Origin of the sequence: Mycolicibacterium rutilum, assembly GCF_900108565.1 — a bacterium.
In the GTDB taxonomy this organism is placed as follows: Bacteria; Actinomycetota; Actinomycetes; order Mycobacteriales; family Mycobacteriaceae; genus Mycobacterium; species Mycobacterium rutilum.
On record NZ_LT629971.1, the window covers coordinates 818,915 to 842,457 of the forward strand.

General features: G+C 69.4%; 26 protein-coding genes. 22 read left to right on the forward strand and 4 right to left on the reverse strand.

What is annotated here, in order from left to right; all coding sequences use genetic code 11:
- Window positions 1–4 precede the first annotated feature (4 nt).
- The 5 genes from BLW81_RS03990 (at window position 5) to BLW81_RS04010 (ending at window position 5,147) form a co-directional block, all read left to right on the forward strand.
- The gene (locus tag BLW81_RS03990; RefSeq protein ID WP_083406085.1) at window positions 5–979 is read left to right on the forward strand and encodes a YihY/virulence factor BrkB family protein; all 975 of its coding nucleotides are present in this window, start codon (window positions 5–7) and stop codon (window positions 977–979) included.
- 85 nt (window positions 980–1,064) lie between these two features.
- Complete coding sequence (locus BLW81_RS03995) at window positions 1,065–2,063, forward strand: helix-turn-helix transcriptional regulator (protein WP_083406086.1); 999 nt, start codon at window positions 1,065–1,067, stop codon at window positions 2,061–2,063.
- 11 nt (window positions 2,064–2,074) lie between these two features.
- Window positions 2,075–3,712, forward strand: a complete 1,638-nt coding sequence (locus BLW81_RS04000) for a PP2C family protein-serine/threonine phosphatase (protein ID WP_083406087.1) — start codon at window positions 2,075–2,077, stop codon at window positions 3,710–3,712.
- A complete protein-coding gene (locus tag BLW81_RS04005; RefSeq protein WP_083406088.1) occupies window positions 3,709–4,797 on the forward strand; it encodes a cobalamin B12-binding domain-containing protein in 1,089 nt (362 codons plus the stop codon). The genes BLW81_RS04000 and BLW81_RS04005 overlap by 4 nt, the downstream gene beginning before the upstream one ends.
- A complete protein-coding gene (locus BLW81_RS04010; RefSeq protein WP_083406089.1) occupies window positions 4,794–5,147 on the forward strand; it encodes an STAS domain-containing protein in 354 nt (117 codons plus the stop codon). Before BLW81_RS04005 ends, BLW81_RS04010 begins: the two co-directional genes overlap by 4 nt.
- A gap of 26 nt (window positions 5,148–5,173) precedes the next feature.
- Here BLW81_RS04010 and BLW81_RS04015 read toward each other — a convergent pair whose 3' ends face one another.
- Entirely contained in the window at window positions 5,174–5,872 is a 699-nt protein-coding gene (locus BLW81_RS04015) for a haloacid dehalogenase type II (protein ID WP_235632165.1), read from the reverse strand.
- Window positions 5,873–5,969: 97 nt separating this feature from the next.
- Between BLW81_RS04015 and BLW81_RS04020 the strand changes: the two genes are divergently transcribed.
- Window positions 5,970–6,794 (forward strand): MOSC domain-containing protein, encoded by an 825-nt coding sequence (locus BLW81_RS04020; protein ID WP_083406091.1) that lies wholly within the window; start codon window positions 5,970–5,972, stop codon window positions 6,792–6,794.
- Here BLW81_RS04020 and BLW81_RS04025 read toward each other — a convergent pair.
- Window positions 6,728–7,678: a LysR family transcriptional regulator ArgP gene (locus BLW81_RS04025; protein ID WP_235632280.1), complete on the reverse strand. Its 951-nt coding sequence runs from the start codon at window positions 7,676–7,678 to the stop codon at window positions 6,728–6,730. The two genes, BLW81_RS04020 and BLW81_RS04025, sit on opposite strands and share 67 nt — an antisense overlap.
- Window positions 7,679–7,740: 62 nt before the next feature.
- Between BLW81_RS04025 and lysE the strand changes: the two genes are divergently transcribed.
- The 15 genes from lysE to BLW81_RS04100 all read left to right on the forward strand — a co-directional run bounded on the left by lysE (window position 7,741) and on the right by BLW81_RS04100 (window position 19,875).
- The gene (gene lysE / locus BLW81_RS04030) at window positions 7,741–8,340 is read left to right on the forward strand and encodes an L-lysine exporter (RefSeq protein WP_083406093.1); all 600 of its coding nucleotides are present in this window, start codon (window positions 7,741–7,743) and stop codon (window positions 8,338–8,340) included.
- Window positions 8,341–8,419: 79 nt separating this feature from the next.
- Window positions 8,420–9,295 carry an alpha/beta fold hydrolase gene (locus BLW81_RS04035; protein ID WP_083406094.1) on the forward strand — a complete coding sequence of 292 codons (876 nt, stop codon included), beginning with the start codon at window positions 8,420–8,422 and terminating at the stop codon, window positions 9,293–9,295.
- On the forward strand, window positions 9,292–9,921 hold the full coding sequence (locus BLW81_RS04040) for a pyridoxamine 5'-phosphate oxidase family protein (protein WP_083406095.1): 630 nt from the start codon (window positions 9,292–9,294) through the stop codon (window positions 9,919–9,921). The genes BLW81_RS04035 and BLW81_RS04040 overlap by 4 nt, the downstream gene beginning before the upstream one ends.
- A gap of 44 nt (window positions 9,922–9,965) precedes the next feature.
- Window positions 9,966–10,904, forward strand: coding sequence for a LysR family transcriptional regulator (locus tag BLW81_RS04045; RefSeq protein WP_162277399.1), 939 nt, complete (start codon window positions 9,966–9,968; stop codon window positions 10,902–10,904).
- Between the two features lie 42 nt (window positions 10,905–10,946).
- Window positions 10,947–11,534 (forward strand): TetR family transcriptional regulator, encoded by a 588-nt coding sequence (locus BLW81_RS04050; RefSeq protein ID WP_083406097.1) that lies wholly within the window; start codon window positions 10,947–10,949, stop codon window positions 11,532–11,534.
- Window positions 11,531–12,340 carry an SDR family oxidoreductase gene (locus tag BLW81_RS04055; RefSeq protein WP_235632166.1) on the forward strand — a complete coding sequence of 270 codons (810 nt, stop codon included), beginning with the start codon at window positions 11,531–11,533 and terminating at the stop codon, window positions 12,338–12,340. The genes BLW81_RS04050 and BLW81_RS04055 overlap by 4 nt, the downstream gene beginning before the upstream one ends.
- Window positions 12,341–12,348: 8 nt before the next feature.
- The gene (locus BLW81_RS04060; protein ID WP_407662311.1) at window positions 12,349–12,633 is read left to right on the forward strand and encodes an EF-Tu/IF-2/RF-3 family GTPase; all 285 of its coding nucleotides are present in this window, start codon (window positions 12,349–12,351) and stop codon (window positions 12,631–12,633) included.
- A gap of 148 nt (window positions 12,634–12,781) precedes the next feature.
- Window positions 12,782–13,888, forward strand: coding sequence for a YeiH family protein (locus tag BLW81_RS04065; protein ID WP_083406100.1), 1,107 nt, complete (start codon window positions 12,782–12,784; stop codon window positions 13,886–13,888).
- 59 nt (window positions 13,889–13,947) lie between these two features.
- Entirely contained in the window at window positions 13,948–14,868 is a 921-nt protein-coding gene (locus BLW81_RS04070) for an ABC transporter substrate-binding protein (protein ID WP_235632167.1), read from the forward strand.
- Between the two features lie 12 nt (window positions 14,869–14,880).
- Window positions 14,881–15,582, forward strand: coding sequence for a queuosine precursor transporter (locus BLW81_RS04075; RefSeq protein ID WP_083406102.1), 702 nt, complete (start codon window positions 14,881–14,883; stop codon window positions 15,580–15,582).
- A gap of 74 nt (window positions 15,583–15,656) precedes the next feature.
- On the forward strand, window positions 15,657–16,349 hold the full coding sequence (locus BLW81_RS04080) for a 5-oxoprolinase subunit B family protein (protein ID WP_083406103.1): 693 nt from the start codon (window positions 15,657–15,659) through the stop codon (window positions 16,347–16,349).
- Window positions 16,346–17,242 (forward strand): 5-oxoprolinase/urea amidolyase family protein, encoded by an 897-nt coding sequence (locus BLW81_RS04085; protein ID WP_083406104.1) that lies wholly within the window; start codon window positions 16,346–16,348, stop codon window positions 17,240–17,242. The genes BLW81_RS04080 and BLW81_RS04085 overlap by 4 nt, the downstream gene beginning before the upstream one ends.
- A gap of 44 nt (window positions 17,243–17,286) precedes the next feature.
- The gene (locus BLW81_RS04090) at window positions 17,287–17,868 is read left to right on the forward strand and encodes a GNAT family N-acetyltransferase (protein WP_083406105.1); all 582 of its coding nucleotides are present in this window, start codon (window positions 17,287–17,289) and stop codon (window positions 17,866–17,868) included.
- Window positions 17,869–18,049: 181 nt separating this feature from the next.
- Complete coding sequence (locus BLW81_RS04095; protein ID WP_083406106.1) at window positions 18,050–19,198, forward strand: uroporphyrinogen-III synthase; 1,149 nt, start codon at window positions 18,050–18,052, stop codon at window positions 19,196–19,198.
- Window positions 19,195–19,875 (forward strand): sirohydrochlorin chelatase, encoded by a 681-nt coding sequence (locus tag BLW81_RS04100; protein ID WP_083406107.1) that lies wholly within the window; start codon window positions 19,195–19,197, stop codon window positions 19,873–19,875. The genes BLW81_RS04095 and BLW81_RS04100 overlap by 4 nt, the downstream gene beginning before the upstream one ends.
- A 79-nt stretch (window positions 19,876–19,954) precedes the next feature.
- Here BLW81_RS04100 and nirD read toward each other — a convergent pair whose 3' ends face one another.
- Both nirD and nirB read right to left on the reverse strand, forming a co-directional pair.
- Entirely contained in the window at window positions 19,955–20,302 is a 348-nt protein-coding gene (gene nirD / locus BLW81_RS04105) for a nitrite reductase small subunit NirD (protein WP_083406108.1), read from the reverse strand.
- Window positions 20,299–22,860 (reverse strand): nitrite reductase large subunit NirB, encoded by a 2,562-nt coding sequence (nirB, locus tag BLW81_RS04110; protein WP_083406109.1) that lies wholly within the window; start codon window positions 22,858–22,860, stop codon window positions 20,299–20,301. Before nirB ends, nirD begins: the two co-directional genes overlap by 4 nt.
- A 201-nt stretch (window positions 22,861–23,061) precedes the next feature.
- On the opposite strand from nirB, the gene BLW81_RS04115 reads away from it, so the two are divergent.
- On the forward strand, window positions 23,062–23,496 hold the full coding sequence (locus tag BLW81_RS04115; protein WP_083406110.1) for an Hsp20/alpha crystallin family protein: 435 nt from the start codon (window positions 23,062–23,064) through the stop codon (window positions 23,494–23,496).
- Window positions 23,497–23,543 lie beyond the last annotated feature (47 nt).

Below are 23,543 nucleotides of genomic sequence, written 5' to 3' on the forward strand. Positions count from 1 at the left end.
TCCGATGGTGGGCTGGCTGGACAGGCTGCAGCGGCGCCACCGGCGGCTGGGGCTCGTCATCGCGGTGATCTACAAATACATCGACGACCAGGGCGGATACCTGGCAGCGCTGATCACCTACTACGCGTTCGTGTCACTGTTTCCGCTGCTGCTGTTGATGACGACGGTGCTCGGCGTGGTGCTCGTCGGACATCCGGAGCTCCAGCAGCAGGTGTTGGCGTCGACGCTTTCGCAGTTTCCGGTGATCGGCGCGCAGTTGGAGCGGCCCGACGAGCTCAGCGGCGGCGTGACCGCGGTGGTGATCGGCATCGCCGGCGCGCTGTACGGCGGGCTCGGCGTCGGCCAGGCGCTGCAGAACGCGATGGACTCGGTGTGGGCGGTGCCCCGGCACAGCCGGCCCGATCCGTTCCGGTCCCGGCTGCGCAGCCTGCTGCTGTTGTTCGTGCTCGGCTCGGCAGCCCTGACCGCGACCGTGCTGTCCGCGGCGGGACACGCCACCGCCGGGCTGGGCTGGCCCGGCAAGGCCGGCATCACGGTGCTGACCATCGCGATCAACGCGGTGATCTGCCTGGTCGCCTTTCGCGTCACCACCGCACGGCACCTGTCCTACCGGGAGGTGCTGCCCGGTGCGCTGCTGGCCGCGGTCGTCTGGCAACTGCTGCAGTGGTTCGGCGCGGGCTACGTCGCGCACACCGTGAAGACGGCCAGCGCCACCAACAGCGTGTTCGCGTTGGTGCTGGGCCTGCTGGCGTTCCTGTACCTGATCTCGGTGACGCTGGTGATGTGCGCGGAGGTCAACGTGGTGCGCGTCGACAATCTGCACCCGCGCGCACTGCTGACCCCGTTCACCGATGACGTCGACCTCACCTCCGCCGACCGCCGCACCTACACCCGCCGCGCGAAGGCCGAGCGGGTCAAAGGGTTTCAGCGGGTCAGCGTGCGGTTCGACACCGACCGGGAAGCGGACTCGCCACACTGACTCCGGCAAATTAGCCGCACGGTAAACTCGGCGCGGGAGGCTGAGCCCACGCCTCACAGCAGTGTGCCGTGTCCGTGGGGGTGTGATGATTCCGAGTGCCGACGTCGTGTTCAACAGCGACGATCTTGGCGAGACCGAGGATTTCCTCAGCGCCGCCTACACCAAGATGTCGATCGGCGGTGACGCCGAGCGCCCGGGAGTCTCGATCACCCGTCGCTGGTTGGGGGACATCAACTTCGACGAGCTGGACTTCGGCTTCGACCTGTCCTTCGAAGCCGAAGCGCTGGGCAGGGTCACGCTGTGCCGCGTGCACCGCGGCCACCTCGAGGGGACGATCTTCGGCGCCACCGACGACGTGTTCAAACCCGGTGACGTCACATTGGCGTCCCCACCGGAGCTGCCCTACACCGGGCGGCTGGCCGCGGCGAACTACGACCTGACGATGTTCGACCCCGAGCTGCTCAACCGCGTCGCCTCGCCGGCACCGGGTGCCGACGGGGACCGGGTCCGGTTGCTCGGGCACCGCCCGGTCAGCGAGCAGGCGGCCCGCCAACTGGACGCCGCCATCGAGTTCGTCCGCGAATCGGTCGGCAACGACACCGGGGAGATCCCGCCGCTGGTCGCGTCGACCACCGCGACGCTGCTGGCGTCGGTGGTGGTCTCGACGCTGCCCACCAACGCGGTGCTGGACCCGGACGCGGCCGATCGGGTAGACGCGCGCCCCGTGCTGCTGCGGCGAGCGGTCGCATTCATCGAGGCCAACGCGCAATGCGATCTCGCGCTCGCCGACATCGCCGCATCCGTGCACGTCACGCCCCGGACCCTGCAGTACATGTTCCGCAAATACCTCGATGCGACGCCGATGGAGTACCTGCGCCGGGTGCGCCTCGACCACGCCCACCGGGACCTCCAGCGCGCCGATCCGGCCCAGACGACGGTCAGCACGGTCGCCGCCCGATGGGGCTTCATTCATGCCGGGCGTTTCTCCGGCCTGTACCGTCAGACATACGGGCGCGCCCGTCGGTCACGCTGCGCGGGTGAATCGAGACGTTCTGGTGCACGTCAGATGCGTCAGCCCGGTTGAGGAGGCCAGTCTTGCGCGATAAGGCTTCCATCGGTGACGGCATCGACGCCGCGTGGCGGTCGGTCCCGCACCCCGTGGTGGTCGCGGACGCGGCCGGCACCATCCGCGCGCTCAGCGCTGCGGCGCAATCCGTTCTTCCCGAAGCGACGCCCGGTGCGCCCCTCGCGGACGTCGCCGACTGGCTCGCCCACGCCCACGAGCAGTTCGTCCGGACCGCCCAGCCGGGCGACGCGGCAGGCACCCTCGACGGCACCCCGGTCGAGGCGCAGCCCACCGCACTGCCCAGCGGCCAGGTGGCCTGGTGGCTGATGGTCGGCGACACCGAACGCTTTCTTCAGCACGCCCACGACGCGCTCGAGCGGGAGCGGGAACGCGCGACGTTCCTCGACGACGCATCCGCGGTGCTGATGGCGTCGCTGAACTACGACCGGTGCATGGAGGCGACGGTCCAGATGGTGGCCCGGCACCTGGCCGACGCCGCCGTCGTCGTCGCCCCGGACACCGGCCGGGAGGTGCACCTGGTCTGCAGCGGATCCGAGGGCACCACCGAACAGCACAGCATCGCGGCCGACCCCGCCGACGTGCCCGGACTAAGCGAAGCGCTGCGCGGCTTCCCGCCGGTGCCGTCGCGCTGGATCGACCCCGCGCTGGTCCCCGGCTGGCTGATTCCGCGCCACTTCGCGGGACCGGTGGGTTCGGTCCTCATCACACCGCTGCCGGGCCACGGTGTGCCGGCGGGTGCGCTGGTCCTGCTGCGGCACACGTCGCACGGCGCCTTCACCGAAGGCGAGGAGCTGTTCGCGCGGTTGTTCGCGGCACGGGCCGGCGCGGCGCTGTCGGCGGCCCGGCTCTACGCCGAGCAGGCCGCGATCACCCGCACCCTGATGCGCGACCTGATGCCTCCCCAGCTGGAGCGGCTCGACGACTTCGAGCTGGCCGGCGGCTACCGAGCGTCGGCGGACCACGAACTGGTCGGCGGCGACTTCTACGACGTCCACCCCGCGGCCACGCCGGACGGCGAGACGCTGGTGGTGTTGGGCGATGTGTGCGGCAAGGGCCTGGAAGCCGCGGTGTTGACCGGCAAGATCCGCAACACCCTGCAGGCTTTGGCCCCGCTGGCCGACCAGCACGAGAGCGTGCTGCGGCTGCTCAACAGCGCGCTGCTGTCGCCGGACAACAGCCGATTCGCCACCGTCGTGCTCGCCTCGATCTCCCGCCGGGACGGTCAGGTCGCGCTGCGGCTGACCTGCGCCGGGCACCCGGCTCCGCTGATCGTGCGCACCGACGGCACCGTCGAGGAGGCCGACACCCGCGGCATGCTGGTCGGCGCGCTGCCGCAGTTCCGGGCGCGGTCGTTCGAGACGACGCTGGCGCCCGGCGAAACCTGCCTGCTCTACACCGACGGGCTCACCGAGGCCCGCGGCGGCCCGCTGGGCGCTGAGGTCTTCGGCGACGAGCGGCTGGAGGCCGCGATGGCGCAGTGCGCGGGCCTACCAGCCGAGGCGGTTGTCGAGCGGATGATGATGCTGGCCTCGGAATGGGTAACCGACCGGGAACATGACGACATGGCCGTCGTCGCCATCACCGCACCGCGGCGGACACATCTGAGCGCGGTCGACGGTCACACAGCAGGCAGGTACATCGCGTGAGCAGGCAGGGCGCCGACCGGCGGGCGGTAACGCCGGACGCCGCCGTCGTCCGGGAGCACCTCTGGGAAGCGGCGCTCGCCGCCGACGAGGACGCCGCTGTGCGCAGCGTCTTCTCCGCCGTCGAAGCGGGTCTGAGTCCCGAGGACGCGCTGCTCGAGGTGATCGCACCGGTGCAGCGCCGGATCGGCACCGAATGGGCGGCCAACAACATCACCGTCGCACAGGAGCACGCCGCCACCGCGATCAACGACCGCGTGATCGCCGCGCTCTCGCGGCACCCGGCAGCGCAGGGCGCCGCCGACGCGGGTCGGGTGACGGTCGCGTGCGTCGACGGCGAATGGCACGCGCTGCCTGCTCGGCTGCTGTCGGAGGTGTTACGGCTGCGCGGCTGGCAGGTGGATTTCCTCGGCGCTCAGGTGCCGACCCCGCACCTGATTGCGCACCTGCATCAACACGCGCCCGACGCCGTCGCACTGTCGTGTTCGATCCCGACCCGGCTGCCCACGGCGCACGCCGCGATCACGGCCTGCCAGGCCGCCGGTGTCGCGGTGCTGGTCGGCGGCGCCGCGTTCGGGGTGGACGGCCGCTACGCCCGGCTGCTCGGCGCGGACGCGTGGGCGCCCGACGCGCGCACCGCGGCCCAGTGCCTGCGGGCCGGTCTGCCGCGGCTCCGCCTCGCGGCCGGCCACCAACCGATCGACGATCTTCCGCACCTGGCCGACCAGGAGTACTCGATGGTCAGCTCCGCCAAGCCGAAGCTGGTCCGCACGACGGTGGCCGAGCTGGAGGAACTCTTCTCGCCGATGGCCGAATACACCGAGCAGCAGCGCCGGCACACGACCGAGGACATCGCGCACATCGTCGACTTCCTCGCGACGGCCCTCTACACCGATGACGACGAGCTGTTCACCAACTTCGTGACCTGGACCGCCAGCGTGCTCGCGGCCCGCGATGTGCCCGCGGGTTCACTGAACCCGACCCTCGACCTGCTCGCGGCTCAGCTGCGAGACTTCCCCCGCACGCAGCGGATGCTTGCCGCCGCGCGCACCGCCCTGACCACCCACGAGACCACCCCAACCGCATGACACTTTCACTGACCCTCGACTCGACCGCCCGATCGGCCTGCGTGCGCATCGCCGGTGACCTCGACTACGGGCACACCGACGAACTGCTCGACGCCGTGTCCGGCGTGCTGGCCGACGACGCCGACGTGGCGGCCGTGCACCTGGACTTCACCGATCTGACGTTCTGCGATTCGGTGGGGTTGTCGGCGCTGCTGCAGGTGCGCCGGTTGACGTCGAACGCGGGAGCACGGCTGCAGCTCGACAACCGGCCCGCGCATCTCGACCGCATCCTGGAACTGACCGGCGTGCTGGACTACCTCACCGCCGACCCGCAGGCCTCACCAGATTCGGAAGAGACCGAAATCGGTTGAGTTCGAGTCCCTTCGGAGACCTCACGTCAGCGCCGTTCGAGCTGCGTCGCGAGCTCCTCGAGGTCGGCGCAGACCACCGTCGGCTCCGGAACGCTGCTGCCGCCCCGCAGCGGAGCGTGGCCCGGCCGGGTGAGTAGTGCGCCGCTCAACCCGGCGCTCTGCGCACCGATGACGTCCCACGCATGTGTCGCCACCATCATGCACCGGGCCGGTTCCACCCCCATCTGCTGCGCGACGTCGCGATACAGTTCGGGCGACGGTTTGAAGACCCGCGACGCATCGACGCTCACCTGCCGCTCGAAGAACCGGGAGAGCCCCGCGTTGTCAAGCGGCGAGGCTCCGGCGCGGATCGGCGAATTCGTCAGTGCAGCAAGGTGATAACCCTGTCCCGACAGGCGCTGCAGTCCCGGGACCACGTCAGGATGAGCAGGCATTGTGCGCATCGCCTCGGCGAGCGACTCCCGGTCGTCGTCGCTGACCTCTCGGCCACGGACCTCGGCGAGCATGGTCAGAACCGACTGCCCCAGCGAGAAGTAGTCGAGGTAAGTACCCGCGACCGTCAGCGTCATCGAGTACAGAACGAGGTTCGTGAACCAGTCCCGCAGCACGGGACCGTCTCCCAGGACCCGTTCGAACAGTGGCGCCAGCACCTCGAGGTCCAGCAGTGTCTCGTTGACGTCGAAGACGAGCACCGTCGGCGGCCAGACGGGCTCAAGATGCGTCACCGCTGTCCCTCTCAGACGGCCGGGTGGGTTGCACGACCCAGAATGGCACAACGCTGCGCCTGTTGGAGGCCCGCCGCGACATGCCACCATCGAGTGGATGACTGAAACTCCTGTCGGCCGCGTGGCCGCGCTGCAGCGCTATCCGGTCAAGTCGATGCTCGGTGAACAGACCGACTCCTTACAGGTCGGGCCGTCGGGCGTCGCCGGTGATCGGCAGTTCGCGTTCATCGACGGCGAGACCGGCCGCGTCGCCACCGCCAAGCATCCGCGGCTGTGGAGCGCGCTGCTGCAGTGCGCGGCCGTCACCGAGGACGCCGGCGTGACCGTGACGCTGCCCGACGGCCGCGCCCTCCCGGTCACCGAAGCGGCCGGCCCGCTGTCGGAGATGCTCGGCCGCACAGTGCATCTGGCGGACGAGCGGGCGGCCGGCGCCGTGCTGGAGCGCTCCGACCCGCTCGAGGTCCTGGCGCACGGCATCGACGCCGAGTTCGATCCCGTGCTGCTCGAACTCGGACAGGGCGCGCCCGGCGGCGCGTTCGTCGACCACTCCCCCGTGCACCTGATCACGACGGCTACGCTCGACGCGATCGGCGTCGGCCTGGCCGAGGCGCTGCGCTACCGGCCGAACATCATCATCGAGACCGACGCTGCACCATTCCTCGAGAACGACTGGGTGGGCGCGAAACTTCGTCTCGGCGACGTCGTGCTGCGCGGCACACTGCCGACCCCGCGCTGCGCGGTGCCGACGCTGAAGCACGGTGACACCGAACGCCTTCCCGACGCGGTCCGGTATCTGCTCGACCACAACCGGGTCGAGGTGCCGGGCTTCGGCGGCAACCTGCCGTGTGCGGGCCTCTACGCCGAAGTCGTCACCGTCGGCGCGGTGACGGTCGGCGACGAGGTCCGGGTCGGAGCACCCTGACGCTCGCGACGGAGCGGGGCGGCCGCTGTCGTGACGGCCTCGGTCACCCGGGCGACGATCGTGCTGTCGAGCTTCCAGCACTGCCAGTACAGCGGGACGTCGAGATGCGCATCGGCGATCCGCACGAACGACCCGTCGGCGAGATGCGGCTCGGCGAGCGAGTCGGGGAACATGCCCCAGCCCCGTCCGGCGAGCACCGCCGCTCCGAAACCCTCCGCGGTCGGCACGAAGTGCTGCGGGCGGGCGATGTCACGGCGAAACACTTTGCGCACCAGCATGTCCTGCAGGGCGTCGTCGCGGTTCCACGCCAGCGACGGTGCCTGCGCGGCGGCCGCGGCGGTGAACCCGTCCGGCAGGTGTCGATCCCGATAAGAGGGGCTGGCCACCGGCACGTACCGCATCACCCCCAAGGGGCGGACCCGACACCCGGACACCGGGGCGCGTTCGGTCGTCACCGCGCCCATCGCCACCCCCTCGCGCAGCAGGCGCGCCGAGTGATCCTGATCCTCGATGCGGATGTCGAACAGCACGTCGTCGAGCGTGCCCAGCACCGCGGTGAACCACGTCGCCATCGAATCGGCGTTGACCGCCAACGCGATTCGCGGCGGCCCTGCCGATCCACCGCCGATCTCGGCCAGCGTCTCGGCCTCCAGCAGCGCGGTCTGCGTGGCCAGCCGCACCAGCGGTATTCCGGCCGTCGTCGGCACACACGGCTTCTCGCGCACCACCAGGACCTGGCCCACGCGCTGCTCGAGCGCCTTGATCCGCTGGCTGATCGCCGACGGCGTGACGTGCAGCTGGGTAGCCGCCGCGTCGAACGACCCCTGCTCGATCACCGCGGCGAAGGCAGCGAGCTGCTGGGCGTCGATCCTCACATTAGCGATGCTAATGCAGATGCAGTTTCTTTAGCTGTACTGATCGCAAGCCGCCCCATAACGTCGGGTTCATGAGTTCGCCCCTGGCCGTCGGTTTCCTGACCTCGTTCGCGCTGATCGCTGCGATCGGCGCGCAGAACGCTTTCGTCCTGCGCCAGGGCATCCGCGGTGAGCATGTGGCCGCGGTGGTCGCGGTGTGCACGGCCTCCGACATCGTGCTGATCGGCGCGGGCATCGCCGGTTTCGGGGTGCTGATCAGCGCACACCCCGGCGCGGTGGCTGTGGCGAAATTCGGCGGCGCGGCGTTCCTGCTCGGATACGGACTGCTCGCCGCCCGCCGCGCCTGGCGGCCGTCGGCGCTCACCCCGTCGGAGAAGGCGCCGGCGCGCCTGCTGGAGGTGCTCGTCACGTGCCTCGCACTGACCTGGCTCAACCCGCACGTCTACCTCGACACCGTGGTCCTGCTGGGCGCGCTGGCCAACGAGCACCGCGACGGCCGCTGGCTGTTCGGCGTCGGTGCCGTCACCGCCAGCGCCGTGTGGTTCCTCAGCCTCGGTTTCGGCGCGCGCCGGCTCGCCGGCCTGTTCGCCACCCCCGCCACCTGGCGGATCCTCGACGCGCTGATCGCGGTGACGATGATCGGACTCGGCGTGTGGATGGCAGTGTCCTGACGATTCATCGGCTTCGACGAAGAGTGTGTTCAGAGATCACCCCTTTTTCCATCCCGAACCTGCGATGCAGGGTGGACGCATGTCCTTCCCCAGCACGCGCTACCGCACCGCCAACATCGACGGCCTCGACGTGTTCTACCGCGAAGCCGGTGATCGTTCGAACCCCACACTGCTACTGCTGCACGGCTTTCCGTCGAGCTCGCACATGTTCCGCAACCTCATCAACTCGCTGTCGGACAGCTTTCACCTGGTGGCCCCGGATCACATCGGCTTCGGGCGCTCGTCGATGCCTTCGGTCAACCAGTTCACCTACAGTTTTGACCGGTTGACCGAGGTCACCGAGAGGCTCATCGCGCACTTGGACCTGGACAGGTTCGCGATCTACATCCACGACTACGGCGCACCCATCGGCCTGCGCATCGCCAGCTCCAGCCCTGAGCGCATCACTGCGATCATCACGCAGAGCGGCAACGCCTACACGGAGGGGTTCACTCCTTTCTGGGACATCCTGTTCGCGCACGCGAAAGATCGTGCCGCCCATGAGGATGCTGTCCGGCAATACCTCACCGCGGACAAGACGCACTGGCAGTACACCCACGGTGTGCCGGCCGATCGCCTGAACCGCATCGCCCCTGAGGCCTGGCTTCTCGACCAGGCCGGCCTGGATCGCAACGGCAACGACGCCATCCAATTGCAACTGTTTTGGGACTATCAGTTCAACCTCGACAGCTACCCCAAGTTCCAGGAGTACTTCCGTACGCATCAGCCGCCCCTGCTGGTGGCCTGGGGGAAAAACGACGAGATCTTCGGTGCCGCAGGCGCGGAGGCCTACCGGCGGGACCTGCCCGGCGGCGAGTTCCACCTGCTCGACACAGGTCATTTCGCGCTCGAGACGCACGGCGAGGAAATCAGCGTCTACATCCGCGAATTCATGAGGCAATTGCCCGGGTCATGAGCAAGCACTACCCGGCGCTCGCGTTCACCGACGACGTCATGTCCGTACAGCGCGCGTACGGTAGCGACACCTTTTACCGACGCAAGGTGCTGGCCGGCAAGGCGTCGGCCGGTCCGGATCCACTGACCGAGGACGAGCACGAGTTCCTCCGGGACCGAGACACCCTCTACGTCGCGACGGTGAGCCAGACCGGCTGGCCATACGTCCAGGTCCGCGGTGGGCCAAAAGGTTTCGTCCACATACTCGACGAGCACACCATCGCGTGGGCCGACTTCCGGGGCAACCTTCAGTACATCAGCACCGGGAATCTGACCGCCGATGACCGCGTCGCGATCATCGCGCTGGACTACGCGCGACGCACCCGCCTGAAAATTTTCGGCCGCGCGAAGATCGTGCCGGTGCAGGAGAACCCCGAACTGGCTCGCACGCTGATCGATCCCACCTACGAGGCGGCCGTCGAGCGCCTTGTGACCGTCTCGGTCGAGGCCTTCGACTGGAACTGCCCGCAACACATCGTTCCGCGCTTCAGCCTCGACGAGATCGAGCCGGCACTGACAAGGCTGCGGGACGAAGTCGAGGCTCTGAAAGCCGAGAACGCGAGGTTGCGGTCCGGCACCGCGCATTGATCGCGTCAGAGGATGAGCAGTTCTCCCGCCCCTATGATCAGCAGGTGGAGTTCCGCCAGCTGGAGGCATTCGTTGCCGTAGGTACCGAGCTTCACTTCGGACGGGCCGCCGAAAAGCTGCACATGGGTCAGCCGACGCTGAGTGAGCTGATCCGTCGGCTGGAGCGCGAACTCGGCACCAGCCTGCTGACCCGCACCACACGCCGGGTCGCGCTGACCCAGGCAGGCACCGAACTTCTGGGTCGCGCGAAGCTCATCATCGATGAGGTCGAAGGCGCCGTGGCTGCGGTGCGCCGGATCGCCGAGGGTGGGGCAGGACGCGTCCGGTTGGGCATCACGCCGCCCGTCGCACCGGTGCTCGCACCCCATCTCGCTGCGGCGCTGAAGGCGGCCGCCCCCGACGTCGAGCTCTCCGTCCGCCGGATGTGGCTACCCGATCTCCAACGGGTGGTTGCCGACATCGACGGTGAACTGGACATCGCGATCACGTGTGGCTTGGTGCCCGATCCGCCCGGCATCATCAGCGAGGTCTTCTGCGCCGAGCCGCTGATGGTGGCGGTGCGCCCCGATCACCGGCTCGCCGGCCAAGGCGCGGTGGATCTGACCGACCTGTCGAGCGAAACCCTCGGAGTGCACAGTGACGCGCTGTTCCCGGCGTGGACGTTGGCACAGCGGCAGGCTCTGGAGGCCGCGAACGTCTCGCCTCCGACGGTGGAGCTCACCGACACCGACCTGTCCGCCGGGCGGTGGGCCGCCCAACCGGATGTCGACTGGATTCTCACCACCAGGTCGGTTGCCGGCAGCCACATGTCGACACCCCTGCTGCCGACCTCGCCCGCGCGAATCGTGCCGTACACGCTGCAGTGGTGTCCGATCCGGGCGGCGACCGCCGCTGTCGGGCGCTTCGTGCACCTGGCCCTGTCGGTCGACGTACCACCAGGTTGGCTCACCCAGCAGGACCACCTGCGGCACGCCACGCACTGATCCCGGCGCGTGGATGGCGGTGTCCTGACACAATCACTGCCCATGGGGTCCTCCGGCGATGCGCGCGGTCTGCGGGACCGCAAGAAGCTGCGCACCCGCGAGACCATCAGGAACGAGGCCATCCGCCTCATCGAGCGCAACGGTTATGCGAGCACCACGGTCGAGCAGATCGCCGAGGCGGCCGACATCTCGCCCAGCACCTTTTTCCGGTACTTCCCGAGCAAGGAAGCGGTGCTGATGGGCGACGAGCTCGACCGTGTGACGATCTCCGCCCTCGAGCAGCAGCCCGCCGACCTCACGACACTGCAGGCGTTCCGGCGTGCGGTCGAGGCCACCATGGTCACGCTCTCGGAGTCCGACTGGTCCTTCGAGCGCAAACGGCTGCGGCTGGTGTTCTCGGTGCCTGAACTCAAGTCCGCACAGCTCGACGAGTACCAGCGCACGATCGTCGGGCTGGCCGACGCCGAATGCCGGCGTACCGGCCGGCCCACCGGCCACCTCAAGACGCTGATCTACTTCGGTGCACTCGCCGGGGGCCTGGTGGCGGTCCTGGACACCGAACCGGCCGCATGGGTGGACCGCATGCTCTATGCGCTGGATTTCATGGAAGCGGGTATGCAGCTGCCGTGACCACACCGAACGCAGACCGCAGGTCGGTCTTCATCACCGGCGCCGCCGCGGGAATCGGCCGCGCCACCGCGCTGACCTTCGCGCGCAAGGGCTATGTCGTCGGCGGCTACGACATCGACGAGGTCGGGCTCAAAACACTGGCCGACGAGATCGACCAGATGGGCGGAAGCTCTCAGACCGGGCATCTCGACGTCACCGATTCCGACGAAATGGCTAGGTGCGTCGGCGAATTCGCCGAAGCGGCCGGCGGCCGGCTCGATGTGATGATCAACAACGCGGGCATCCTGCGCGCCGGCCGGTTCGAGGAGTTGGACGTCGCGGGCCACCTCAAGGAAATCGACATCAACACCAAGGGCGTGGTGAACGGGTTGTACGCGGCCTTCCCGTACCTTCGGGACACGCGGAACTCGGTGGTGGTCAACCTGTCGTCGGCATCGGCGATCTACGGGCAGGCCGAACTCGCCAACTACAGCGCGACGAAGTTCTTCGTCCGCGGCATCACCGAGGCGCTCGACATCGAGTGGAGCCGCCACGGCATTCGCGTCATCGCGATGTGGCCGCTGTACGTGCAGACCGCCATGACCGACAACATCAAGACCGGCACCACCGACTCGCTGGGAATCCGGCTGACCGCCCAGGACATCGCCGACGCGATCGTGGCGGCCACCGAACCCTCGGCCCTGCGCCGCGCCCTGCACCAGGTGCACTTCCCGGTCGGCTCGCAGACCAAGGTGCTGGTCGCGGGTTCGCGGTTCTCGCCGGCCTGGCTGACCCGGCTGGTCAACAAGAAGCTGGCGCACTCCTGATGTTCTCGATGACCGTTGACGAGGTGTTCGCGATCCGCAACCGCGGTGTGGTGGCGACCGGCCGCGTCACGGCAGGCACGCTGCATGTCGGCGACACCGTGCACATCAACGGCGGTCCCGGCGTCACCGTCGCGGCCATCGAGAAGTTCCGCAAGAAGCTCGACGAGGCCGCCGAGGGCGACACCGTCGGCCTGCTACTCAAAGGCCTCGAGCGCACCCAGGTCAACCGCGGCGATGTGATCACCTCCTCGGGCGAGGCTGCGCCGATCGAGTCGGTGAACGTCGTCCTCTGAGGTTCGATTCGCACTGATCTCAACGGGTGACCGTGCGCGCCGTCCGGCATACGGTGCGCGACATGAACGAGGACTGGCTTGCTGTCATCGTCGGGCTGGCGCTGCTCGCGCTCGTCCTGCTCGGCGCGATCCCGGGAAGCGTGATCCCGTGACCGATCAGGACACCCGCCCCGCCGCGCAGACCCGTGGTGTCGGCTACGCCGTCGCCGGTGTGCTCGTGGTCGTCGCACTGGGTGCCGCGACCCGGTTCCTGGAAACCCAGGTGCCGAAGTGGGCCGACGGCACCGCGTTCGAGGGCGTCGCCAAGGCAATCGAATTCCCGGTCTACGCAATCGCTTTGGGGTTGATCGGCAACTTCGTACTGTCGCGGCTGGCCTTGCGCGACGCGCTCTCGGGTGGCTTCCGCACCGAGTTCTTCATCAAGACGGGCCTGGTGCTGCTCGGCGCGTCGATCAACCTCAAGATCCTGGTGACCGCCGCGGGCCCGGCCATCATCCAGGCACTGCTGCTGATCTCCATCGTCTTCGGCTTCACCTGGTGGCTGGGCGGGGTGCTCAAACTCGAGGACAAGCTGCGGGCGCTGCTGGCGTCGGCGGTGTCGATCTGCGGTGTCAGCGCGGCGATCGCGGCCGCCGGTGCGGTGCAGGCCAAACGTGAGCAGCTCGCCTACGCCGCGTCGCTGGTGATCGTGTTCGCGCTGCCGTCGATCTTCCTGTTGCCGTGGCTGGCAGACGTTTTCAACCTGTCCGACGCGGTGGCCGGGGCGTGGATCGGCGGCAACATCGACACCACGGCGGCCGTTGCCGCCGCCGGCGCCATCGCCGGCGAGCAGGCGCTGCAGATCGCGACGATCGTCAAGACCACCCAGAACGCGCTGATCGGCATCGTGGCGATTGCGCTCACCGCGTACTTCGCGCTGAAGGTGGAGCGCAAGTCGGCGGCCGAGGCCAGGCCGGGCTTCGGCCAGTTCTGGGAGCGGTTCCCGAAGTTCGTGCTCGGCTTCATCGCCGCCTCGATCGTCGGCACCCTGTATCTGCAGTGGGGCGGCGACAAATCGGCGATCAGCACGGTCAACGATCTGCGGACCTGGTTCCTGATCTTCGCGTTCGTCGCGATCGGGCTGGAGTTCTCGCTGAAGGGCCTCAAGGAAGCCGGCTGGCGGCCGGTGGCGCTGTTCGCCTCGGCCACCGTCGTCAACATCGTCGTCGCCCTGGGCCTCGCCCTCGTGTTGTTCGGGAACTTCCACGTCGGTTAGTCCCGCGACGACGAGTCGCGTTGAGGAGTTCGACGTCGAAGGCAGGCTACGCTCGGCGAGTGGCCACACGGCTGAGTCGACGCGGCTTCCTGACGATGGCCGCAGGCGCGGCACTGCTACCCGTGGGACTCGCTGCGGGCTGCGGCGAGGACAAACCGGGCACGGTCGCCAAGGACGGTTCGGTCACCGTCCGGCACGCGTTCGGCGAGACGAAGATTCCGGCGCCGCCGACGCGGGTGGTCAGCGCGGGCCTCACCGGGCAGGACGACTTGCTGGCGCTCGGCGTGGTGCCGATCGCGGTGACCGACTGGTTCGGCGCCGAACCGTTCGCCGTATGGCCTTGGGCGCAACCGAAACTCGGCCCCGCCCAACCAGTGGTGCTCAACCTCGCCGACGGTATCCAGGTCGAGCAGATCGCGGGGCTGCGGCCCGATCTGATCATCGCCACCAACGCGGGCCTGGATGCCGACACCTACACGCGGCTGTCGGAGATCGCGCCGACCGTCGCGCAGTCGGGCCGCGACGCCTTCTTCGAGCCGTGGCGCGACCAGGCCACCACGATCGGGCAGGCGGTCTTCAAGCACGACGAGATGCAGGCCCTGATCGCCGGCGTCGACGAGAAGTTCGCCGCCGTCCTCAGCGCCAACCCGTCGTTCGACGGGCGCACGGCCGCGCTGCTGCACGGCCGCCTCGACGCCGGCAAGGCGCGGGTGCTGACCCCGCCCTGGCGCGCCGAGTTCCTCACCGCCATGGGACTGACCGTCACCGACGACCCCGCCGCCGCCGACGTGGCGATCTGGGCCACCGAGAGCGACGAGGAGGCGGCCGCGCTGCTGGCCGATCCCGCGGTCGCGCAACGGGGTCGCGCCAACGTGTTCACCGGCAAGGAGCTCGCCGGAGCGCTGGCCTTCGCCTCGGTGCTGTCGTATCCGGTGGTGGCCGACCGGATGCCGACGCTGATCGCCGGTGCCCTCGGCTGAGAAGATGTCCCGGTGACCGCCACCGGACCGACCGCGCCCCGCGGCTTCGCGACCACCGGATCCGCCTACTACCCGACGCTCGTCGCGGTATTCACGGGCCTGGTGCTGATCTCCAACGTGGCGGCGACGAAGGGCATCGCGTTCGGCCCGATCCTCGGGGACTGGTCGCTGATCACCGATGGTGGCTTCATCGTCTTCCCGCTCACCTACGTGATCGGCGACGTGCTCTCCGAGGTGTACGGCTTCCGCGCGACCCGGCGCGCCATCTACATCGCGTTCGCGATGGAGGCGCTCGCCGCATTCACGTTCTGGCTCACCGCCGTGCTGCCCGCCGCCGACTTCTACACCAACCAGGCGGCGTTCGAGGCGGTCGTCAAACCGTTCACCCAGTTGATCATCGCGGGCCTGGCCGGGTTCATCGTCGGGCAGACGCTCAACGCGTGGGTCGTCGTCAAGATCAAGGAGCGGGTCGGCGAGAAGCAGCTGTGGGCGCGGCTGATCGGGTCGACGGTCGTCGGCGAGTTCGCCGACACCCTGGTGTTCTGCAGCATCGCCGCCGGCGCGATCGGGATCGCGACGTGGCCCGACTTCCTCACCTACGTCGCTCTGGGCTGGATGTACAAGACCGCGGTCGAGATCGTCGTGCTCCCGGTGACCTACCGCGTCATCGCCCACGTCAAGCGCAACGAACCGACATATCAGCCCGCCGATTGAGGCTTCGTTAAGGCTCCTCTGGCAAGGCTCGCAGAGCGCGTGTACCGGTAGCTACTCGCGGGTAAGTTCGGGCCATGAGCGTGACAGCCGATGTGGTGGACCGACGAAAGCTCGGCACCGTGCATGACTATGGCGACCAGGCGCTGCTGCTCGAGTTCGACAGCACCGCCGAAGTGTTGGCGTGGATGGACGCGATCCGGCGGGCCGAGTTGCTCGGCGTGCTCGACATCGTGCCCGCCGCGCGCACCATCCTGGTCAAACTGGCCGGCCCGCGGTATCAGGCGCCGACGCGGCAGCGCCTCGGCACCTTGCGGATCGAGGCCGACCTCGACGCCGAACTGGCCGCGCCGGGTGATCGCACCGCCGACGTCACCATCGACGTCGTCTACGACGGTCCCGACCTCGACGAGGTCGCCCAGCTCACCGGGCTGACCCCCGAGCAGGTCGTCGCCGCACACACCGGCAAGCTGTGGCGCGTCGGATTCGGCGGCTTCGCACCGGGTTTCGCCTACCTGGTCGGTGGTGACGAGCGGTTGGAGGTGCCGCGCCGCGCCGAACCTCGCACCAAGGTGCCCGCGGGCGCCGTCGGTCTGGCCGGCGAGTTCAGCGGCGTCTACCCGCGGGAGTCGCCCGGCGGGTGGCAGCTGATCGGCCGCATCTCGCAGGACCAGGCCCCGCTGTGGGACATCGACCGCGACCCGCCCGCGCTGCTGACGTCGGGGCTGTGGGTGCAGTTCCGGGCGGTTCAGGACGGAGCCGGGTCATGACCGCGACGCTGGAGATCCTGCGGTCGGGCCCGCTGTCGCTGATCGAGGATCTGGGCAGGCCCGGGCTGGCGCACATGGGGGTCGGGCGCTCCGGCGCCGCCGACCGCCGCTCGCACACGCTGGCCAACCGGCTCGTCGCCAACCCCGGTGAGCACGCCACGATCGAGGTGACCTTCGGCGGCCTGGCCGCACGCGTGCGCGGTGCGGGCAAGGAGGGCGTCGCGATCGCGGTGACGGGTGCGGACACCGACCCGGCCGTCAACGGGGTCCCGTTCGGCACCAACAGCATTCACTACGCCCACGACGGCGAGGTGATCACGCTCGGCGCGCCGCACTCCGGGCTGCGCACCTACCTGGCGGTGCGCGGCGGCATCGACGTCGAGCCGGTGCTCGGCTCGCGGTCCTACGACGTGATGTCGGCGATCGGTCCGCTGCCGCTGCAACCCGGCGACGTGCTGCCGATCGGCGCGCACACGGACGAATTCCCCGAACTCGATCAGGCGCCGGTCGCGGCGATCGAGAACGACATCGTCGAGCTGAACGTGGTGCCGGGCCCGCGCGACGACTGGTTCGTCGACCCCGACGTGCTGACCCGGACCAACTGGATGGCCACCAACAAGGGCGACCGGGTCGGCATGCGGCTGGTCGGCATGCCGCTCGAGTACCGCTGGCCGGACCGCCAGCTGCCGAGCGAGGGTGTGATGCGTGGTGCAATCCAGGTGCCGGCCAACGGTTTTCCGGTGATCCTGGGACCGGACCATCCGGTCACCGGCGGTTACCCGGTGATCGGTGTCGTCGCTGACGAGGACATCGACAAGGTGGCCCAGGTCCGGCCCGGACAGACGGTGCGGATGCACTGGACGCGGCCGCGGCGGCCGTTCGACGACGCCTGAGCGTTGGTACAGACAGCGGTGCCGTGCGCTGGTAGAACAACAGTGTGCATGTCGCTGACCCCCATGCTGCCGTCGCTCGGATCCACACCGCGCGGCTGATCCACACCTCCGACCTCGACAACGAGACCCGTGCGGACGCCAAGCGCATGGTGATGGACGCGTTCGAGGGTGAGTTCACCGACGCGGACTGGGAGCACTCGCTGGGCGGGATGCACGCGGTGATCTTCGACCACGGCGCGCTCATCGCACACGCCGCGGTGGTGCAGCGGCGGCTGCTCTACCGCGACACCGCGCTGCGGTGCGGCTACGTCGAGGCGGTCGCGGTGCGGGAAGACTGGCGCGGCCAGAGGCTGGCCCGCGCGGTGATGGACGCCGTCGAACAGGTGCTGCGCGGCGCGTACCAACTCGGCGCGCTGAGCGCCTCGGAAGCCGGTCGCAACATCTACATCGCGCGGGGCTGGCTGCCCTGGCGGGGCCCCACGTCGGTGCTCGCGCCGGCCGGGCTGACCCGCACGCCCGACGACGACAACGCGCTGTTCGTGCTGCCGGTCAGCCTCCCCGAGGGCCTCGAGCTGGACCCGGCCGCCGAGATCACCTGCGACTGGCGCGACGGCGATGTGTGGTGATCTGTGGTTCACAACGGGGTCGCGCGGCCGGTGAGAGGAAGTTCACGGCGGGGTCACGGCCAGGCACGTTGAGGCAATAATGCCTGCTTAACGTGGTTGCCATGAGTGTCCACGACCGGTCGACACGTCGGCGCAATTGCCGGGTAACCGCTCGGAAACATGCGCTGAATACACAGGGCACATGAGTGCGCCCGACTGGGCACCGCTCACCGGATTCCGGGTGGCGGTGACCTCCGCCCGCCGTGCCGACGAACTGAGCGCGCTGCTGCAACGCCGCGGCGCGACCGTCACGAGCGCCGCCGCGATCACGATGGTGCCGCTGCCCGACGACGACGCGCTGCGCTCCCACACCGAAGGCCTGATCGCCGCGCCGCCCGACATCGTCATCGCGACCACGGGCATCGGGTTGCGCGGCTGGATCGCGGCGGCCGACGGCTGGGGGCTGGCCGGTGATCTGATCACCGCGCTCGGCAAGGCCCGCGTCGTCTCCCGCGGCCCGAAGGCGACCGGCGCGCTGCGGGCGGCGGGGTTGCCCGAGGAGTGGTCACCGGATTCGGAGTCCTCGCGCGAACTGCTGCACTATCTCGTCGAGGGCGGCATCGCGGGTCAGCGCATCGCGGTCCAGCTGCACGGCGCGACCGAAGAGTGGGACCCGTTCCCCGAGTTCCTCGACGAGCTGCGCGCCGCCGGTGCCGACGTCGTGCCGATCCGGGTGTACCGGTGGCATCCCGCCCCGCGCAACGGCGACTTCGACCAGCTCGTCGCCGGGATCGCCGACGGCAAGTTCGACGCGGTGAGCTTCACCTCGGCGCCCGCGGTGGCGTCGATGTTGTTGCGCGCCACCGAGATGGGCATCGAAAACCGGGTGCTTGCCGCGTTGCGGGGTGACGTGCACGCGATGTGCGTCGGCCCGGTGACGGCGCGTCCCCTGGTGCGGCTCGGGGTGCCGACCTCGGCGCCCGAGCGGATGCGGTTGGGGGCGTTGGCCCGTCACATCACCGACGAGCTGCCGCTGCTGTGCGCCCGCACCGTGCGGGTCGCCGGTCATGTGCTCGAGATCCGCGGCACCTGCGTGCTGGTCGACGGTGTGGTCAAGGCGGTGTCGCCTGCCGGGATGGCGACGATCCGCGCCCTGGCCCACCGGCCCGGCGCGGTGGTGTCACGCACCGACCTGTTGCGCGCGTTGCCGGGCACCGGCACCGACACCCACGCCGTGGAGACGGCGGTGCTGCGGCTGCGAACGGCGTTGGGCGACAAGAACATCGTGTCGACGGTCGTGAAGCGCGGTTACCGGCTGGCCGTCGAGGACACCCTGGCGCAGGCGCAATGAGCCTGCTGTTGGTGGCGCACGGCACCCGCAAACGTACCGGTGTCACGCTGATCGGGTCGCTGGCCGAGCGGGTGGCCGAGACGCTGGACTCGCCGGTGCACGTGGCGTTCGTCGACGTGCTGGGGCCGACGCCGAGCGAGGTGCTGCAGACGTTGTCGGACCGCACCACCCTGGTGCCGGCGTTCCTGTCGCGCGGTTATCACGTCAGCACCGACATCCCCGCGCATGTCGCGGCCAGCGGGCATCCGGCGGTCACCGTCACCGAGGCGCTGGGGCCGAGCCCGCAGCTGGTCCGTGTGCTGGTCGACCGTTTGCTCGAATGCGGTTGGCGCCCGGGCGATTCGGTGGTCCTGGCAGCGGCGGGTACGTCGGATCTGCGGGCGCTGTCGGATCTGCGGCGCACCTCGACGCTGCTGTCGGCGGTGATCGGCGACCGGGTCGAACTGGCCTACGCCGCGACCGGGGAACCCAAGGTTGCCGACGCCGTGGCCCGGTTACGCCGCCGCGGCGCGCGCCGCGTCGTGGTCGCGTCGTACCTGTTGGCGGAGGGACTGTTCCAGGACCGGTTGCGGCTCAGCGGGGCCGACGCGGTGGCCGATCCGCTGGGCACACACCCGGCGCTGGTCCGGCTGATCGTCAACCGGTTCCGCCGCGCGCGGGTGCCCGTCGCGGCCTGACTTTCTCCGGCGAGCAGACGCAAAAGTGCCCCTTTTCGCCGGTTTTTAGGTAGTTTTGCGTCTGCTCGCGCCGGGAAAGTCAGGCGCCGATCTCCACGTGACCGTCGTCGGTCAGCCGCGTCGGGTACACCGGCAGCGCGACCGTCGGGTCGTCCAGGCACACCCCGTCGTCGAGGGCGAACGCCTGCTTCTTGATCGGCGACTGCACGGTCGGGCGGCCGCCGCGGTCCCCGACGATCCCGCGCGACATCACCGCGGCACCGGAGAACGGGTCGATGTTGCCCACCGCCCGCAGCGATCCGTCGTCGAGGCGGAACAGCGCCGCCTGCGCGCCGTCGGGCAGCAGCACCCCGACCCCGCGGTTGACGATCAGATAGTCGTACCTGCAGGCGGTGGTCCACACCTGGATATCGTTGGCCAGACTCATGATTGGGGCACCTTCGGCATTCCGATGGAAACAGGGACTCGTCGGCCCGCCGGGGCGGCGAACTCGATCGTCGGGTCGGCGACGTCGGGGGCATTGACGAACGACACGAAGCGCGACAGCTTGTCCGGGTCCTCGAGCACGCCCTTCCATTCGCAGGCGTAACCCTCGACGTGCCGCGCGATGGCCTCCTCGAATTCGGCGGCCAGGCCGAGCGAGTCGTTGCACACCACGTCGCGCAGATGGTCCAGGCCGCCCTCGAGGCTCTCCACCCAGGGCGCGGTGCGCTGCAACCGGTCCGCGGTGCGGATGTAAAACATCAGGAACCGGTCGATGTAGCGCACCAGCGTCTCGTCGTCGAGGTCGCCGGCGAGCAGTTGCGCGTGTCGCGGTGTCATGCCGCCGTTGCCGCCGACGTAGAGGTTCCAGCCGGTTTCGGTGGCGATCACGCCGACGTCCTTGCTGCGCGCCTCGGCACATTCGCGGGCGCAGCCGGACACACCCATCTTGATCTTGTGTGGCGCACGCAGGCCGCGGTAGCGCAGCTCCAGGTCGATCGCCATCTGCACGGAATCCTGCTGCCCGTAACGGCACCAGTCGCTGCCCACGCAACTCTTCACGGTCCGCAACGCCTTGCCGTAGGCGTGGCCGGACTCCATTCCGCCGTCGACGAGCCGGCGCCAGATCTCGGGGAGCTGGTCGACCCGCGCGCCGAACAGGTCGATGCGCTGCCCGCCGGTGATCTTGGTGTACAGGTTGAAGTCCCGTGCGATCTCGCCGATCAGGATCAACTGCTCGGGGGTGATGTCACCGCCGGGCACCCGCGGCACCACGGAGTAGCTGCCGTTCTTCTGGATGTTGGCCAGGAAGTGGTCGTTGGAGTCCTGCAGCGACGCCTGCTCACCGTCGAGGATGTGCTCCGAGCTCGTCGACGCGAGGATCGAGGCGACGACGGGTTTGCAGATGTCGCAGCCTTTTCCGCTGCCGAAACGCTCGATCAGTTCCGAGAAGGTGCGGATCGAGGTGGCGGTGACGATCTCGAACAGCTCGGCCCGCGACTGGGTGAAGTGCTCGCACAGCGCCTTGGACTGCGCGACGCCCTCGGCCTCCAGCAGTTGTTTGAGCAGCGGCACGCACGACCCGCACGAGGTGCCGGCCAGCGTGCACTTCTTCAGTTCGGGCACGTCGCAGCAGCCGCCGGCGATCGCCTCGGTCAGATCACCCTTCGTGACGTTGTTGCACGAGCAGATCTGCGCGCCCGCCGGCAGCGAGCCCACCCCGAGACCGCCTGCCCCCGAGTCGCTTCCGCTCGGCGCGATCAGTGCCATCGGGTCACCGGGCAGCGGCTCGCCGACCATCGGGCGGAGGATGCCGTAGGCCGAGGCGTCGCCGACGAGGATCCCGCCGAGCAGGGTCTTGGCGTCGTCGGAGAGCACCAGCTTGGCGTAGGTCTGGTTGACCGCGTCGTTGACGACCACCTCCAGGCAGTCGGGCGTCGTGCCCATCGCGTCCCCGAAGCTGGCCACGTCAACACCGAGCAGCTTGAGCTTGGTGGACAGGTCGGCCTCCCCGAACTCGGCGCCGCCGCCGAGCAGCCGGTCGGCCACCACCTCGGCGGTGGTGTAGCCCGGGCCGACGAGGCCATAGCAACGGCCGTCGATCGCGGCCACCTCACCGATCGCGTAGATGTCGGGATCGCTTGTCACACAACCCCGGTCGGTCAGCACACCGCCGCGCTCAGCGCGCGCCAGCTCCGCCTCGACGGCGAGCTCGTCGCGGGGGCGCACACCGGCGGCGAACACGACGACGCCCGCGTCGATCGTGGTCCCGTCGGTCAGCGTGACGCGCACCGAGTCGTCGTCGGCGGAGCGTCGCAGCGGCCGGTTGCGCTGCGCCGGGCGGATGCTCTCGGTGCCCACTCCGGTGTGCACGGAGATGCCGAGGTCGCCGATCATCCGGCCGAGCAGCGCGCCGCCGGCCTCGTCGAGTTGTTGGGCCATCAGCCGCGGCGCCATCTCCACGACGTGCGCGTGCAGGCCGAACGAGCGCAGCGCGTTGGCCGCCTCCAGTCCGAGCAGCCCGCCGCCGATCACCACACCGGCCGCCGGGCGCCCGCCTTCGAGTGCGGCGGCGGCGCTGACGCGGATGGCGTCGAGGTCGTCGAGGGTGCGGTACACGTGGCAGACCGGCAGGTCGCGGCCCGGCACCGGCGGTACGAAGGCATACGACCCGGTGGCCAGCACCAGCGCGTCATAGGGCACCTGCTGCCCGTCGGCGGTCGCCACGGTCTTCGCGGTCCGGTCGATCGCGGTGACCCGGCTGCTCAACCGCAGGTCGACGAGGCCGTCGCCGCGGTAGTCGTTGCCGGCCAGCGCGAGCAGCGCGCGGTCCCAGTGGTCGGTGTAGCCGGTCAGCCCGACCCGGTCGTAGGCGGCGTCGGCCTCCTCGGCCAGCACGGTCACCCGCCAGTCGCCGTCGGCGTCGCGGGCCCGCAGCGCCTCGACGAACCGGTGCCCGACCATGCCGTGGCCGATGACCACCACGTTCTTTGCTCCCTGCATGCCGCCGACGCTAAGCAGCCGATATTGCCGCAATGTCGCCTCGTGTGAAGCACCGATCACGGTGTGCTCACCAGCACCCGCAACGAGGTGTGAGTGTGCTTCGCCGACAGCGAACGGCGCTCCGGAACATGAGCGGGATCGACTCAAGTTCTATTGGGTAGCCGACCGGCGCGGGGCCGGTCCGTCACGCGAGGAGAAACAATGAGCACTCTGGCATTGCGCACTCGTCCCGCCTGGGACATCGACCGCTGGATACGCGACTTCTTCGGGCCGGCGACCGCCGACGACTGGTTCGCGGGCGCGTTCACCCCCGCCGCGGAGATCGTCCGCGACGGTGAGGACGCGCTGGTCCGCGTCGAGTTGCCCGGGGTCGACGTCGAGAAGGACGTCAACGTCGAACTCGAACGCGGCTACCTGGTGATCCACGGCGAGCGCCGCGACGAGCGCGCTCACGAGGAGGGCGGTCGCAGCCTGCGCGAGGTCCGGTACGGGTCGTTCCGGCGGGCGTTCAAGTTGCCGTCGCACGTCACCGGTGAGGCCATTTCCGGGTCGTACGACGCCGGCGTGCTGACGGTGCGGGTCTCCGGCGCCCACCGCGGCGCCGAGCCGCAGCGCATCGCGATCGAGAGCAAGTAGTCCCAAGGCGCGAGCCGGCGGGACCCTTCGGGGTGCCGCCGGCTCGT